The organism is Flavisolibacter tropicus (assembly GCF_001644645.1).
GTDB lineage: Bacteria > Bacteroidota > Bacteroidia > Chitinophagales > Chitinophagaceae > Flavisolibacter > Flavisolibacter tropicus.
On record NZ_CP011390.1, the window covers coordinates 4,946,321 to 4,962,629 of the forward strand.

Below are 16,309 nucleotides of genomic sequence, written 5' to 3' on the forward strand. Positions count from 1 at the left end.
TTAGTTTCTACAAAGTAAAGCGTTTCGCAGCCAACTACCGACTAACAACTTTCAGCTCCGTACGGCGGTTTTGTGCACGGCCTTCTTCTATTTTATTATCGGCAATAGGTTTGGTAGCTCCAAAGCCCTTTGATGCTAAGCGTTTAGGGTCAATGCCCTTACTGCTGATGTAGGCAATGGCTGCTTTAGCTCTGTTCTCCGAAAGCTTTAAATTATCAGCCGCATTTCCAATATTATCGGTATGGCCTTCTATCTGGATCTTAACGGTTGGATTATCCTGTAGCAATTGTACTACCTTATCCAGCTCAATTTGCGACTCAGGCTTCAATTCATATTTATTGAAATCAAAGAAGATGTTGCGCAATACCACGCTTGCATTTGCCTCTATGGGTTGAAGCGGAATGTTCTTTTCGTAAGTAGAATCGGCTGTTTTATTTTTTAAGGAGTAGTTATCAGAGTAAAACAAATAACCCCTGCGGTTTACGTTAAACGCATAGTCTTTACCGGTAGGTAAGGTGATCAGGTAATTACCGGTTTCATCAGTTTGTACCTTGGAAAGCGTTTGCTTGGTTTCCAGGTCTATTAGCTCTACAGCAGAAGGTAGGCCGGCATTGGTGTTTTTGTCAAATACCTTTCCTTTTATCCACAGCGTTTTAAACGGACGTATATCGTCACGCAGCTCAAAACTGTAAATATCCAGCCCACCGCGACTATCACTTCTGTCGCTGGAGTAATAAGCTGTTTTGCTATCAGCGGCTACGAATATGGTTCCTTCCTCATTGATGGTGTTAATGGGGTAACCAAGGTTTTGAGGAGTGCCCCATTTGCCATCAGCACCTCTACGCGTTACAAAAAGGTCCTCATCCCCATAGCCAGGCAAGCCATTGGAAGTAAAATACAAGGTTTGATTATCAGCATGTATAAACGGACTGAATTCATCACCACTGGTATTAATACCGGGTCCCATATTTTCAGGCTCACTCCAGCGGCCATTGGACTGCAAATGCGTTACATAAATATCGCTTCCTCCCAAGCCACCGGGGCGTTTGCTGGCAAAATATAAATCTCGCTTGTCTGGCGATAGGGAAGGTTGGGAATCCCAGCCTTCTGAGTTCACTTTATTGCCTAGGTTAATGGCTTCGCTCCAGCCATTGCGGGTTAAGTAGGAAATATAAATATCGCAGCCACCTACACCACCTTCCCGGTTACAGCCGGTAAAGATCAGCATGGTGCCGTCTTGAGAAATATTTTGGGCGCCCTCATTCATCGGCGTATTGATATTGCCGGGTAAAGGCTGCGCTGTTATCCATTTGCCGTTTTGGCGCATGCTGCCAAAGAAGTCTTCATTCATGCCTCTCAGACGACGTGTAAAAACCAGTTTATCGCTTTCAATAGGTATGCTGGGGAAATATTCTGATTCCTTGGTATTGATCTCATCACCTAGGTTTTGGGGCGCAAATACATAGTTGCCCGCCGGGTGTTGTTTGGCATAGTCTAAAGCAAACTGGTAAGTTTTACGTCTGTATTCTGCCGCTTTACGCGTATTGGGGTTCAGGTTAGACTTGGCCAATAAAGCATCAATGGTCTGCAGGGCCTTGTCAAACTGCCCCATGCCGGCCAGGTTGATAGAGTAGGGCAGGCGAAAGTCGGATGTATAATTAGAATCTATGGTAAAGGCCTTTTCGTACGTGGCTACACTTTGCTCGCGGTTTTTCATTTGGCCATAAACACCTGCCAGCGATAAATAAGCCTCTACGTATTTAGGATCGCGCTGAATAGCCTCCTGCAGGTCTTGTATCGCTTCATTATACCGATCCTCCTGCGCATTCTCCAAACCCCTGGTATAGGCCTCTATGGCCTTCTTATTCACCTTAGAAGCATCGTATTGCGCTACAGACATTAAGGAGCTGGATACCAGGCAAAAACTGATTATGGCTTTCAGGTGATTCATAGGGTGAATTTACAGGAAATGAATGTCATGAATTTTGAATATGGAGAGAATTAACGTTTATCCCTTATAGAAGGGAGGTAAAAGAAAATCGTTGTGTCAGATGTGAAAAAGGAATCATTCCTGGCCGGTTTCCACATAAACCGACCGATTCTGCACCGTATTTCCTTCGATCCTATCTATCGAACGAATATCGAAGCAATATCGAAGAAGAATCGAAGGAAGATCGAACAAAACCCGATAAGGATCAAGCTAGATATGGCTATAATTTTTAATAAGTAGCAATTAGTGCCTTACAAAGGGATAGCCCTTAAAACAGAAAAGCACTCCAGAATGGAGTGCTTTTACATGTATATTCTTTCTTTAATAATCAATAATTAATCATTAATAATTTTTGATTATTGAGCGTTGGGCATTGAACATTTCCTCATTCATCATTCCTTGTTCCTTGTTGGTTATTCCCCTAGCTTCTGCCACGCTGCCCCTTACCCTTCCTGCTTCATCGTGCAGGCCTTGAAGGTATTTTTCAATAAGGCCGCAATGGTCATAGGGCCCACACCACCAGGCACGGGGGTAATGTAGGAACATTTGGGAGCTACGGCTTCAAAGTCTACATCGCCTTTCAGTTTAAAGCCCGATTTTTTGGTGGCATCTTCTACACGGGTAATACCTACGTCAATGATGATGGCGCCATCTTTTACCATATCTGCTTTTACAAACTCTGGACGGCCCAGGGCAGCAATAATGATATCGCCAGTGCGACAGATCTCTGCCAGGTTCTTTGTGTGTGAGTGACAAACCGTAACGGTACAGTTGCCGGGATTGCCAGGATTGCTCAATAAAATGCTGATAGGGCGGCCAACGATATGGCTGCGGCCAATAACTACGGCATGCTTACCCTTTGTATCTATTTTATAATGTTCTAATAAAAGCAAAATGCCATAAGGAGTGGCAGGAATGAACGTGGGCTGACCTAATACCATTTTACCCACTGTAGCAGGGTGAAAGCCATCCACATCTTTAGATGGATCTATGGTATTGATTACTTCTTCTGCTGATATATGGTCGGGGAGTGGTAATTGTACTAAAATACCATCTACTTCAATATCTGTATTTAGTTCACGAATCTTATCCAGAAGCTGGCGTGCTGGTACAGTATCTTCAAAACGGATAAGTGTAGAACGGAAACCTACTTCTTCGCAGGCTTTTACTTTAGCGGCCACATAGGTTTCGCTGGCGCCGTTGTTACCCACCAGTATGGCTACCAGGTGTGGGACAGCATTGCCATGTGTAGCCAATTGTGCTACTTCAATCTTTAATTCGTCTTTGATTGCTTGAGAAGCTTCTTTTCCGTTCAATAATTGCATGGTGCAAAGGTAATAGACAAGCGTTTAGTCTTTGTATTTTGATGAATCCTTCTTTCCATTTACCTTAGAAAGCAAACTAACTGCCTTATGAAGGCCATTACATTCTGCCTGTTGCTGCAGCTATGTATGCTATTTGCTATAGGTCAGGCCACTCGTTACCCACTGAATGCCATTCAGTCAACAACCTATTCACAGCATCATACCTCGGCTTTTACTTTTACGGCCAACCAGGCCGCACTGGTATCTTCTTCAACGTTTATGGCTGGTATATTTAGTGAACGCCGGTTTATACTACAGGAGTTGTCTTTCTACCAGGTAGCGGCCGCACTGCCTACTCGGAGTGGCAATTTTGGATTAACCGGAACCTACTTTGGGAATACCGCTAATACAGAAACGGAAATAGGATTAGCCTACGGCAGAAAGTTAAGTGACAAACTAGCTATTGGGGGGCAATTCAATTATTATTCGCAACGTATTCCTCAATATTATTCTTCTGGTGCTATTAGTGTTGAAGCAGGTTTATTATTAAAAATCAATGAACAAGTAAAGGCAGGCTTTCATGTCTACAATCCCAATGGAAGTAAGTTGGCCAAGACAGAGGAAAAATTACCTGCCATGTATACAGTAGGTTTTGGCTATGAACCTTCCAACCGTTTTATGCTGAGTGGAGAGGTGTTGAAAATAGAGGACGAGAAAGTAAACTTTACGGCATTAGCGCGCTATCAGTTTGACAAACGCTTATATGCGAGGGTTGGGATTAACACAGCGCATGCTGTTTACAGTATGGCTGGTGGTGTTCAGTTGTCAACCCTTTCAGTAGAAGTGATGACGGCTGTGCATCCGCAACTAGGGATAACACCTGGCTTGCAGCTTCTTTTCCATAAAAAAGAAAAGGAATGATAAAGCCGTGCATACTTTTTTTATTGTTACTCTGTGGGCAAATGGTTTTAGCGCAGGAAGAGACAGCAGAGCAGCCACTGGAAAGCCTAACCGAACTATTAGGAGAAGAGATTGACGACTCTTACCTGCAACAGCTTTATTATTTACAAGAGCATCCTATAGCAGTAAATAGATCGACGGCTGAAGACTGGCAACAATTAAAATGGCTAACCAGCTTGCAGATAGAAAGCTTTCTTCGCTATCGCGAAGCTTTAGGATCATTGGTTAGCATCTATGAATTGCAATCAGTGCCACTCTGGGATATTGCTACCATAAAGAAAATACTTCCATTTATCACAATGGAGGAACCGCTACAATTAAAGAATGCACTCCGTACAAGATTTATAGAGGGGCAGCATAGTATACTATTGCGAACGTCTCGCGTATTAGAGAAACAAAAAGGATATAATAAAGAGCTGGCAAATTATTATGCCGGAAGTCCGGATCGTTTGCTATTGCGCTATCGCTATCAATACAAGAACTACTTACAGTATGGAATAACCGCAGAAAAGGATCCGGGTGAACAATTCTTTAAAGGAGCGCAATCTAATGGGTTTGATTTTTATTCCTTTCATGTATTTGCACGCCAGCTTGGGCAGTTTAAGACAATTGCTATTGGCGACTTTACGGTAAACATGGGGCAGGGGCTAGTGCAATGGCAGGCATTGGGGTTTAAAAAGAATGCGGAGGTAATGCAAATAAAGCGGCAGGGACCCGTGTTGCAACCCTATAGTGCGGCCACGGAATACAATTTCAATAGGGGAGTGGGGGTTACCTGGCAGAATAGAAAGTTGGAAGTAACGGCATTTGCTTCTTATCGAAAAATAGATGGTAGTAGTTATGTAGATACATTGACTGATGATGAAGTCGTATCCAGTTTTTATAATGGCGGTTATCATCGTACGGCAAGTGAAATAGCTAAACGTGCTACCATTGATTACGCATCCTATGGTGGTGTAATATCCTATAAACGGAAAGCATTGGTATTGAATGCAAACGCTTTGTTTCACCAGTTTTCCCATGCCTTACAAACAAATGGTAAGCCGTATGATCTATATGGGATAGAAGGAAAGCGTTGGAATAACTACAGTCTGGATTATAGTTGGACGTATAGAAATCTGCATGCCTTTGGTGAAGGGGCTGTTGATAAATATTATAATAAAGCATTGCTTTCCGGTATGGTAATGAGTGTCGATCCTGCAGTGGATATATCGTTGGTATATAGAAATATTCAGTCGGCCTATCAAACCTTATGGGGAAATGCTGTAACGGAGAATACGCAGCCAACAAATGAGAAAGGTATTTATGCAGGTATTATTATAAGACCTGCAAATGGTTGGCAAATAAATGCCTACACCGATGTATTTCAATTTCCCTGGTTGAAGTATAGAACCGATGCACCCAGTAAGGGAAAGGAATACTTGATGCAAATCACTTATCAGCCTAATAAGCAAGTAGAAATAAATCTGTGCTACAAAGGCGAAAACAAAGAACTCAATGCTGCTGCTGATACTACTACACATTTCTTAGAAGATAATCCTAAACAAGGCCTGCGAATGAATATTATATATAAGATACGTAGAGGCTTGACATTGAAGGGAAGGACAGAATTGATTTGGTTCAACAAAAACCAGCCTGGTAGTGAAGAAGGGTTTCTTAACTATATACAAGGTGATTATACAATCAATAGAAAATGGAAAGGAAACCTGCGACTACAATACTTTGAAACTGGTGGTTATAATAGTAGAATCTATGTGTATGAGAATGATGTATTGTATGCCTATAGTATACCAGCGTATTATGATAAAGGGTGGCGCTATTATTTGAACATGAATTACGCGTTAAATAAACGTCTTTCATTTTGGGTGCGATTTGCTCAAACCGTTTTTAAGAATAAGGCTGCAATTGGCTCTGGGCTTGATGTTATTAATGGGTCAATGCGTACAGAATTTAAGTTACAAGTACGTTATAATCTGAATTAGCTTGTTAAAAAAATTAACGTTATAAGACCTTGAATTGACGGGCATCATCAATAATTTTCATTTTGTCGAAATACCACTACATAGAATCTCCTAGTGCTTCATTTTTTATCTTTTTTATTGATTTGGAATAGCTCTACTCTGTAACAAATCTGTATTTAAACATATAACTTGGCGGTGCATAAAACGCAGTACAGTACTGTGTTTCACGATTTCCCCCTAACCTATACGAGTAATTGTTTACTTATTAAAAACACAAACGTTCACATGAGAAAAAACGCATCGTTGTTGACGATGTTAATGCTTTGTGGCGCATTAGCATTTGGTCAGACGCGCACTGTGTCTGGCGTAGTGAGAGACGAAAAGGGTGATCCCATCCCCTTTGCTACAGTTGCAGAAGCAGGAACTAAAAATGCCGTACAGGCAGATGCAAATGGTAGCTTCATCATTAAAATTGGAGAAAGTTCTACTCTCGGTATTTCCGCTACTGGTTTCAAATCCCAAACGTATACTGTAACAGGTAATACGGCAACGATTTCGTTAGTAAGAGGTGAAGGACAATTGCAAGAGGTAGTTGTTACAGCCTTAGGTATCAAAAGAAACAAAAACACCCTGCCTTATGCTGCACAAACAGTAACTGGCGAAACAGTTAGTCAATCACGCTCTAACAACGTGGTAAGTGCACTATCTGGTAAAGTTTCTGGTGTTGAGATCCGTACTGGTAATGCTATGGGTGCTTCCAGCAACGTAGTGGTACGCGGTGCTAAATCATTGACATCAAGCAACCAGGCCATGTTTGTTGTAGATGGTGTACCTGTAGATAACTCAAATACAAGTAGCTCTAATACACAAACGGGTCGTGGCGGTTACGATTATGGTAATGCTGCTGCAGATATTAACCCCGATGATATTGAATCAGTAACCGTATTGAAAGGTGCTGCTGCGTCTGCTCTTTATGGTTCACGCGCTGCCAACGGCGTTGTAATGATTACAACTAAGAAGGGTAAAAAAGGTTTAGGCATCACCGTTAACTCTGGTGTTACTGTAGGTCGCATTGATAAGTCTACCTATGCAAAGTACCAGAAAGAGTATGGTGCTGGTTATAAAACATCTGGATATGGTGCCCCAGATCCAAATGGTGGCTTCCTTTATTTTGATGCAAATGGTGATGGCGTAAAAGACCTGGTAGTACCTACACAAGAAGATGCTTCTTATGGTCAAAAGTATGATCCAAACTTGCAAGTATACCATTGGGATGCCTTTGATAGAACATCTCCAAACTATGGAAAAACGCGTGCTTGGGTAGCTGCTGAAAATGATCCCACTACATTCTTTGAAACAGCTGTGTCTACTAACAATAGCATCATGGTTGATGGTGGAGGCGATAAGGGTACGTTTAAGCTGGGTTATACTCGTAGCGATGAAAAGGGCATTTTGCCAAACAGTGGCTTGTTAAAAGACCTGGTGAACTTTGGTGCTACTTACAAAATAATGGATAAGCTTACAGCTTCTTCTTCTGTAAACTTCTCAGCAGTTAATGCTCATGGTCGTTATGGCACGGGTTATGATAAATTGAACGTTAACCAGAACTTCAGACAGTGGTATCAAACGAACGTTGATGTACAGGAGCAGAAAGAAGCTTACTTCAGAAGCCAGCAAAACATGACGTGGAACTGGGCTGATCCATCAAAGCAAAGTGGTTTATATCCTATTTATACAGATAACTACTATTGGACACGCTACCAGAATACAGAAAAAGATGGTCGCTACCGTACGTTCGGCAACATGGCACTTACCTACAATCCAACACCTTGGTTGAATATAATGGGTCGTGTTTCTATGGATTCTTACGATGAATTACAGGAAGAGCGTATTGCTGTAGGCAGTAACCCAGTGTCAGCTTACAGTCGCTATAACAGAACCTTCCGCGAGTTGAACTACGACTTGATTGGAAACTTCAATAAAGACCTGTCTAAAAGCTTAAACTTAAAAGCATTAGCTGGTACTAACATCAGAAGAGCAAAAGTGAATTCTATTTATGCTGCAACAAATGGTGGTTTAGTGGTACCAGGTTTATATGCTTTGAGCAATTCACTGAATCCGATTGCTGCACCTACAGAGGTGTATCAAACAGTAGCTGTTGATGGCTATTTCGGTGGCGCTACTTTAACGTATAACGACTACTTATCGTTAGATGCGACCTATAGAAGAGATATCGCTTCTACTTTGCCAAAAGCAAATAATGCTTATGGCTATCCTTCTGTTTCTACAAGCTTCTTATTCTCTAAGTTCTTACCTCAATTTACTTGGTTATCTAGCGGTAAGGTAAGAGCCAACTATGCAGAAGTAGGTAATAATGCTCCTTTTGCTTATTTGGAGAATACGTATACAAAACCAACTCCATTTGGTAATGCGGTTTTATTCTCTTTACCAACAACAAAAAACAACCCGGACTTAAAGCCTGAGAGAACTAGTAGTAAAGAGGTTGGTGTTGAAATGGCCTTCTTGAAGAATCGCTTAGGATTTGACGCGACATATTATTCAACAACTAGCTACGACCAGATCTTCGCGGTAGCTGTATCTACTGCAACCGGGTATAGCAATAAAGTAGTTAACGCAGGTACTATCTTAAATAAGGGCGTTGAACTTTCTATGTTTGCAAACCCTATCAGAAAGAAAGGTTTCTCTTGGGATGTAAATGTTAACTGGACACGTAACCGCAATGAAGTAAAAGAACTGTATGATGGTGCACAAAACCTTCAGATTGCTTCTTTCCAGGGTGGTATTTCGGTTAATGCTACTGTTGGCCAACCTTATGGTACTATTCAGGGTAAAACTTGGGTGATGAAAGATGGCCAGAAAGTGGTAAAAGCAAATGGTCGTTATGATATGACTACCACTACAAACAATGTGATTGGTAACGTAAATCCTGATTGGATTGGTGGTATCAGCAATACATTCAAGTATAAAAACTTTGCTTTAGGATTCCTGGTTGATGTACGTCAGGGTGGTGATGTATTCTCTCTGGACATGTACTATGGTTTGAATTCGGGTCTTTATCCTGAGACTGTCGGCTTAAACGATTTGGGTAATCCTTCAAGAAGCCCTGTTTCACAAGGCGGTGGTGTTATTATGCCTGGTGTAACAGCTGATGGCAAGCCTAATACTACACGTGTTGAAAACGTTTCAGGTACATATGGATATGCTTATAATCCAGCGGCAAACTTTGTATACGATGCCAGTTATGTGAAATTAAGAGAAGCCAACCTTTCTTATTCTCTGCCACAGACACTTGTATCTAAGCTGCGTGCCTTTAAAGGTATCGACGTACAACTGATTGGTAGAAACCTTTGGATCATTCATAAGAATCTTCCTTATTCTGATCCAGAAGAGAATCTGACTGCAGGTAATGCTCAAGGTTATCAGAGCGGTGCCTACCCAACTGCCAGAACTATCGGTGCTAACCTTAAATTGAAATTCTAAACACTCGACATCAATGAAAAAGTATTATATCATATGTTCCTTATCTGTGTTAGGCCTTGCGTCTTGCACTAAGGATATCTCAAGCTTTAACGAGCAGACGAAACTGGCTGCACAGGTTCCTGCGGCTACACTATTCACTAACGGCGTAAGAAACCTTTCTGACGTATTGGCTAGTCCAAATGTGAATAGAAATGTGTCAAGACTGATTGTTCAACAATGGGCTACTACTACGTACCCAGATGAGCCTAACTATGACTTTACAACACGTAACATTCCTCAAACATTCTGGACTATTCTGTACAGAGATGTAATAGCAAACGTGAAAGAGTCAAAACGCTTAATACCTAATGATATCACAATTACTGAGGATGTTAAAAAGAACAGACTGGCAATTGCTGACATCATGGAAGTATACACTTATTCTATTTTGGTGAACACATTTGGTGATGTGCCTTACAACGAGGCTATCGATGCAAGCGTTACGTTCCCAAAATATGATGACGCGAAGACCATTTATGAAGATCTACTGAAACGTGTAGATGCAGATATCGCTGCCTTAAATACATCTGCAGCTGGTTTTACGGCTGTTCAGGATATTGTTTATGGCGGTAACATAACAAAATGGAAGAAGTTTGCGAATGCATTAAAAATCAGGTTGGCTATGACCTATGCTGATGTTGATGCTGCTAAAGCAAAAACAGCATTTGAACAAGCTGACGCAGGCGCTTTTGCTGCTAGTGCAGATAATGCTTCTATTACTTATTTCTCTGCAACACCAAATAACAACCCAATCTGGGCTGATCTGATCCAGAGCAAGCGTCAGGATTATGTAGCTGGTGAAACTATCTTGAATAAGATGAATGCATTAAGTGATCCTCGTGTTCCTCAATACTTTAAGCCTAACGATGCTGGAGTATATGTAGGTGGTAAGGCTGGTGCATTAAATACCTATTCTTTATTTGCTAAGCCAGGGGCAAAATTGGAAGATCCTGCATTGCCTGCATTGCTATTAAGCTATGATGAAATTGAGTTTTATCGTGCAGAAGCAAAAGAGCGAGGCTTCACAGTAACTGGTAGCGCTGAAGAGCATTATAATAATGCTATCAAGGCCTCTATCGTATACTGGGGTGGTACAACGGCACAAGCTGATGCTTACTTGTTACAGCCAGGTGTAAGCTATTTAACGGCTACAGGCGATTGGAAAGAAAAGATCGGTACTCAAAAATGGATCGCTTTCTATAATCGTACAATAGATACTTGGACTGATGTAAGACGCTTAGACTATCCAAAACTGCCAGCTCCTGCAGCTGCCAGATCAGGTTTTCCTAACCGTTTAACCTATCCTACAAACGAGCAAACGCTGAATGGTGCAAACTATACAAGCGCTGCTGCTAAAATTGGTGGAGACAAAGTTGAAACCAAGATCTTCTGGGATAAGTTCTAAAAAAATAAGCTGTATGTAAAAAGCCACCTTCGGGTGGCTTTTTTATTTTGGGGGTATAAGGAATCGGAACTTGAGATTTAGGATGCTTTGCTGGGTAGTAAGTAGGTGTTTATGCTTAGTTGCTGTCAAAAATGATAAGCTATGCAGCATTTTGAAACTAAAGATTGTCATTTTCTTTCTGTATTTGCTATATGTCGCTTACACGTTAGATTTATGATATTAGGAATAAATAAATATTTGCTAATTTAATTTGGCAAATGTTAAAATCTTTAATTTGGTGCACCTTAAAAACAATTAGACCATATTAGAACTGCTGTTTCTTCTCTGTTTCGGTAGCTCTTAACCATTTTAGGTCGATTTTTTATTTATTAAAAACAAACGTTTACATGAGAAAAATTGCATCGTTGCTTACAATGCTAACGCTTTGTAGTGCGTTAGCATTTGCTCAGACCCGGACTGTGTCTGGTGTCGTGAGAGATGTCAAGGGAGAGCCCATCCCTTTTGCTACAGTATCTGAGGCCGGAACCAAGAATGCGGTTCAGGCTGATGTTAATGGCTCATTTAGTATTAAAGTTGGAAATGATTCACGTTTAGCTATTTCTGCTGCTGGATTTACGGCTCAAACAATTTCAGTATCAGGAGGTACAGCTACAATTGCTTTAGTAAGAGCTGAAGGTCAGCTACAAGAAGTTGTAGTAACTACAGCGTTAGGTGTTAAGCGTTCGGCTAGATCTACCGGTTATTCAACAACTGCAATAGCACCAGCTGAATTGACCCAGGCACGAGCTACCAATGTGGCAAACGGTTTGTCTGGTAAAGTATCTGGTTTACAAATTAACACAGTAAACAATGGTGTAACAGCCGATACTCGTATTGTTTTAAGAGGTGAGCGTTCCATCCTTGGTAATAACCAAGCTTTGATCGTTTTAGATAACGTTCCTGTTTCTGCTGACTACATCAACTCTTTAAATCCAGATGATGTAGAAAGTGTAAACGTTCTGAAAGGCGCTAACGCTGCTGCTTTATATGGTTCAGACGCAGCAAATGGTGTACTTATCATCACTACAAAAAAGGGTGTGCGTGCTAAGCCATCTATTACTTTTACGCATTCAACCACTATCGAAAAGGTTTCATACTTTCCTAAATTCAATACAAGATTTGGAGCCGCTTCTACTGAGCCAGATAGTTTAGATGCTTATACTGGCTTTTATGGACGTATTCCATATGAAAACCAAATGTATGGTCCTGAGTATGACGGTAGTACCGTTGCTTTGGGTGCTAAAAAGCGCTTTTACCGTCCTGATGGTTCTTTCTTTGATACAACCAACCAAATATCATATCAGTATAGAAACCCGGTAAAAGACTTTTTTGAAACAGGTAGAACTATTCAAAATGGTATTAGCTACCAGGCAGGAACACAAAATGGTTCATTCTATCTGTCTGGTCAGTTTAACAACACTACTGGTACAATACCTGATGATAAATCTAACAGATATTCTGTTAGGTTAGGTGCTTCAAACAATTACAATAAATTCTCGACTTCATTCTCAATCGGCTATACTAAGATTACTACAGACATAGCTGGTGTAGATTATAACCAACATAGACCTGTTTACTGGAACGTTTTAAACACGCCTGGTGAAATTCCTATCAGAGACTTTAAAGATCCAAACGCTCCGTTTGCTAATGAAAATGATTGGTATAATGCATACTATCCCAATCCATACTGGCAGATTTATAACAGCCGTGTTCTAACTAACCGTGATGATATCTTAGGTTCGGTGGAGTTGGGCTATAAAGCTGCAAACTGGTTGAACTTTACTTACCGCTTAGGTGCTACTGCAAGTAACTATCAAGAAAAACGCAAGTTGGCAGGTGTTACCTTCAGCGAATATGAAATAGCTTATCAGGATCCTGCACAAAACCCTGACGGTTTAGATATTGAAGGTACAGCCTATGGTGCTCCTAATGGAATAAGAGGACGTTTTGGTGACAGATTGTATGAGCGCTTTATTCTGCAATCAGACTTCCTTATCAACATGCAGCATAAGTTTTTAAATAATGACTTAGATGCGCGTTTGGTATTAGGTACATCTGCTAATAAGAATAACTATCGTAATATCAGAAACGGTATCGATGGAAGTGATGACATCGCTAGCGAAATAGAGATTCCTGGTCTTTATAACGTATCAAATATTGTTGGTACACCAGTGGTTGGTGAATCACAATCAAAAGTTGGTAAGATTGGTGCCTTTGGTAGCTTACAATTAGGGTATAAGAACTTTTTGTTTGCTGAAATTACCGGAAGAAATGACTGGGTTTCTGTATTGTCACCAGAAAATCGTACTTTCTTCTATCCTGGTGTAAATGCGTCTTTTGTCTTTACTGATGCATTCAAGGCGTTGAAGAATATTTCATGGTTGAATTATGGTAAAGTATTGGCTAGCTGGACAAAGGTGGGTAACGTAAGCTTAGGTGCTTATGAATTATCTAACACTTTCAGCCAGGCTAATGGTTTCCCTTACAACGATCTAACAGGTTTTACACTTGGTAATACATTGGCCAACAGCAATCTTCAACCTGAGATTGTAAAGTCTAGAGAAGCTGGTATACAATTGGGCTTATTTAAGAACAGAGCAAATGTACAAGTGACTTATTACGATGAGGATATTTCTAATCAAACTGTTCCTGTACAAATTTCTTCTTCAACCGGATTTACCAAAACCAATCAGAACGTTGGTAATGTAAGTAACTGGGGATGGGAATTTGATCTTAAATTAACTCCTTTGGTAAACTTAGGACCTGTAAAATGGAACTTCGGAGGCAACCTTGCTTTAATGGACAGCCGTGTAGATGAGATCACTCCAAATTCAAAATCAGTATTTATTGGTGGTTATACCGCTACTGGAGCTGGTGTTTATACGATTGAAGGTCAACCAATGCGTGTTTTACAAGTATTGGATTGGTTAAGAGATGATCAAGGCCGTGTAATTGTTAACCCTAATACAGGTAGACCATCACGTGATACTAAAGTAAAGAACGTAGGTCGCTCTACTCCTGACATGATCCTGGGCTTGAATAGTTCCTTTGATTATAAAGGATTGACTTTGAATGTTCTGGGTGAATACAGAGGTGGATATGTAGTATATAACAATATTGGTAGTGCTATGGCGTTTACTGGTTCTAGTGAAGTTACTACTTCTACAGGCCGTCAGCGTTTTATCTATCCAAACTCTGTTTTATTAGTAAATGGTAAATATGAGCCAAATACTACAGTTGCTGTTGATAATGCGTCAAATGGTAGTAGCTTCTGGGCAGCTTCAGCTGGTTACAGAAATACAAGTAGCAACTTTATTACCAGTGGTGACTTCTGGAAAATCAGGGAAGTTAGCTTGACTTATAATGTTCCTGTGAAGGGCACTCTTGCTAAAACAATTCAGAAAGCTTCTGTAGGGTTAGTTGCTAGAAACCTGTTTACGTTCTTACCAAAGGACAACGTATATGCCGATCCTGAATACAGTGCATTAGGTACTGGTAATGCACAAGGTATCAGCACAGAAAACTTATCACCACCCACAAGAATTTTCGGTGCTACTTTGACTGTTGGCTTTTAACTCTTAACGATTTTAAAATATTAATAAATGAGACGTGTTTTTATAGCGTTTGCAGCTATTGCAACATTAGGAGTTGCTGGTTGTAAAAAGAACTACCTTGATATCAACGAAGACCCGAATAGGGCAACATATAGCACTCCGCAGCTAACTATGCCTATTGCTTTAGAAGGTGCTGCACGCAATAATCTTACAGGTTATCGTAGCCTTGGCTGGTGGTTGGGTTATTATGGAGCATCAGCTGGTTTCTCCAAGCCGAACATTGAATATACCTATGATGTGAATAGCAGCTTTTTAGCTGGGGTTTGGGATAATCTTTACAATAACATCACAGACTTTGATTATGTAGAAAAGAAGGCTGTTGAGCAAAATCTTCCAGTCTACGAAGCAATCAGTAAGGTGATGAAGGCTTATGATTATCATCAATTGGTTGATCTTTGGGGTAATGTACCTTACTCAGAAGCGATCAAGGGGGCTGGTAATTTTGCTCCTAAATATGATAAAGGCCAGGAAGTTTATGACGATTTAGTAAAGCAGCTTAACCAGGCCATTGCTATTTTCAAAAAGCCTTCAACGAAAGGTTCAATTAACGTTTCAGCTGACGCTAAAAGAATCATTGTTTTTGGAGATGTATTAGCAAATGATGGTCCTGATGCGTTTTTGAACAAGTGGGTTAAGTTGGCCAATACCTTAAAGTTGAAATTGTTGGTACAACAGTCACAAGCTGGTCGTGATGCTTACATAAAAGGTGAGTTGACTGGTTTAACAGCCAATGATTTCTTAGTAGTAGGCGAAGATGCTGTCCTTAATCCTGGCTATCAGGATGATGCTTCCAAGTTTAATCCTTTGTATGGTGTGTACTATACAAGTCCAGGTACATTATCTGACACCTATAAGTCTAACAAAGCTGGAAAGTTTGCTATTTCATTGTATAATAGCACTAACGACCCCCGCATTAGTTATTTTTATGATAAGGGTACTTCTGCTACCTATATTGGTAGTGAGTTAGGTGATCCTGTGGGTGCTGCCGGAGTTGCTAATATGGGTAAAGGATTATTGCAAGCAAAAGGCGATGCCGTAGTTCTTACTGCAGCGGAATCGTTGTTTTTACAAGCCGAAGCTGCTCAACGTGGTTATATTTCTGGAAATGCTCAGAAATTGTATGAAGATGCTGTTTTGGCTTCTTTCACCTTTACTAAAGTACCAAGTGCTTCTACTGCAGCCGCTGCCTATGTATCGCAAAGTGATGCCAATACAAACTGGGCTTTAGCAACTGATAAATTAAAACTGATCATCACACAGAAGTATTTAGCTTTAAATACTATTGATATATTAGCTGCTTACAATGATTTCAGACGTACAGGCGTACCTAATGTACCATTAAGTATAGATCCTACAAGTAAAGGCAAAATCCCTGTTAGAATGTTATATCCACAAAATGAGTTATTATTAAATGGGGCAAGTGTAAGCGCTGAGGGAACTGTAGATCCATTTACAACAACTGTTTTCTGGGATAAATAATATATTAATTGAAAAAG

General features: G+C 40.5%; 8 protein-coding genes. 6 read left to right on the forward strand and 2 right to left on the reverse strand.

What is annotated here, in order from left to right; all coding sequences use genetic code 11:
• Positions 1–34: 34 nt before the first annotated feature.
• A complete protein-coding gene (locus SY85_RS21225) occupies positions 35–1,951 on the reverse strand; it encodes an OmpA family protein (RefSeq protein WP_082886640.1) in 1,917 nt (638 codons plus the stop codon).
• Between the two features lie 482 nt (positions 1,952–2,433).
• Entirely contained in the window at positions 2,434–3,315 is an 882-nt protein-coding gene (locus SY85_RS21230) for a bifunctional 5,10-methylenetetrahydrofolate dehydrogenase/5,10-methenyltetrahydrofolate cyclohydrolase (RefSeq protein ID WP_066407404.1), read from the reverse strand.
• An 87-nt stretch (positions 3,316–3,402) separates the two neighbouring features.
• Between SY85_RS21230 and SY85_RS21235 the strand changes: the two genes are divergently transcribed.
• From SY85_RS21235 to SY85_RS21260, 6 genes are all read left to right on the forward strand, one after another.
• A complete protein-coding gene (locus SY85_RS21235) occupies positions 3,403–4,215 on the forward strand; it encodes a PorV/PorQ family protein (protein WP_066407406.1) in 813 nt (270 codons plus the stop codon).
• Positions 4,212–6,236, forward strand: coding sequence for a ComEA family DNA-binding protein (locus tag SY85_RS21240; protein ID WP_066407409.1), 2,025 nt, complete (start codon positions 4,212–4,214; stop codon positions 6,234–6,236). The genes SY85_RS21235 and SY85_RS21240 overlap by 4 nt, the downstream gene beginning before the upstream one ends.
• Positions 6,237–6,500: 264 nt before the next feature.
• Complete coding sequence (locus SY85_RS21245) at positions 6,501–9,716, forward strand: SusC/RagA family TonB-linked outer membrane protein (protein WP_066407411.1); 3,216 nt, start codon at positions 6,501–6,503, stop codon at positions 9,714–9,716.
• A 13-nt stretch (positions 9,717–9,729) separates the two neighbouring features.
• Positions 9,730–11,160, forward strand: coding sequence for a SusD/RagB family nutrient-binding outer membrane lipoprotein (locus tag SY85_RS21250; protein ID WP_066407414.1), 1,431 nt, complete (start codon positions 9,730–9,732; stop codon positions 11,158–11,160).
• 386 nt (positions 11,161–11,546) lie between these two features.
• Positions 11,547–14,774, forward strand: coding sequence for a SusC/RagA family TonB-linked outer membrane protein (locus SY85_RS21255; protein WP_066407416.1), 3,228 nt, complete (start codon positions 11,547–11,549; stop codon positions 14,772–14,774).
• Positions 14,775–14,801: 27 nt separating this feature from the next.
• Positions 14,802–16,292 (forward strand): SusD/RagB family nutrient-binding outer membrane lipoprotein, encoded by a 1,491-nt coding sequence (locus tag SY85_RS21260; protein WP_066407417.1) that lies wholly within the window; start codon positions 14,802–14,804, stop codon positions 16,290–16,292.
• The last annotated feature ends 17 nt before the right edge of the window (positions 16,293–16,309 follow it).

Bases quoted from the DNA above. Each gene is read 5' to 3' on its own strand.
- SY85_RS21260 (WP_066407417.1), top strand. From the start codon at position 14,802: ATGAGACGTGTTTTTATAGCGTTTGCAGCTATTGCAACATTAGGAGTT.
- SY85_RS21225 (WP_082886640.1), bottom strand. From the start codon at position 1,951: ATGAATCACCTGAAAGCCATAATCAGTTTTTGCCTGGTATCCAGCTCC.
- SY85_RS21245 (WP_066407411.1), top strand. From the start codon at position 6,501: ATGAGAAAAAACGCATCGTTGTTGACGATGTTAATGCTTTGTGGCGCA.
- SY85_RS21250 (WP_066407414.1), top strand. From the start codon at position 9,730: ATGAAAAAGTATTATATCATATGTTCCTTATCTGTGTTAGGCCTTGCG.
- SY85_RS21235 (WP_066407406.1), top strand. From the start codon at position 3,403: ATGAAGGCCATTACATTCTGCCTGTTGCTGCAGCTATGTATGCTATTT.
- SY85_RS21240 (WP_066407409.1), top strand. From the start codon at position 4,212: ATGATAAAGCCGTGCATACTTTTTTTATTGTTACTCTGTGGGCAAATG.
- SY85_RS21230 (WP_066407404.1), bottom strand. From the start codon at position 3,315: ATGCAATTATTGAACGGAAAAGAAGCTTCTCAAGCAATCAAAGACGAA.
- SY85_RS21255 (WP_066407416.1), top strand. From the start codon at position 11,547: ATGAGAAAAATTGCATCGTTGCTTACAATGCTAACGCTTTGTAGTGCG.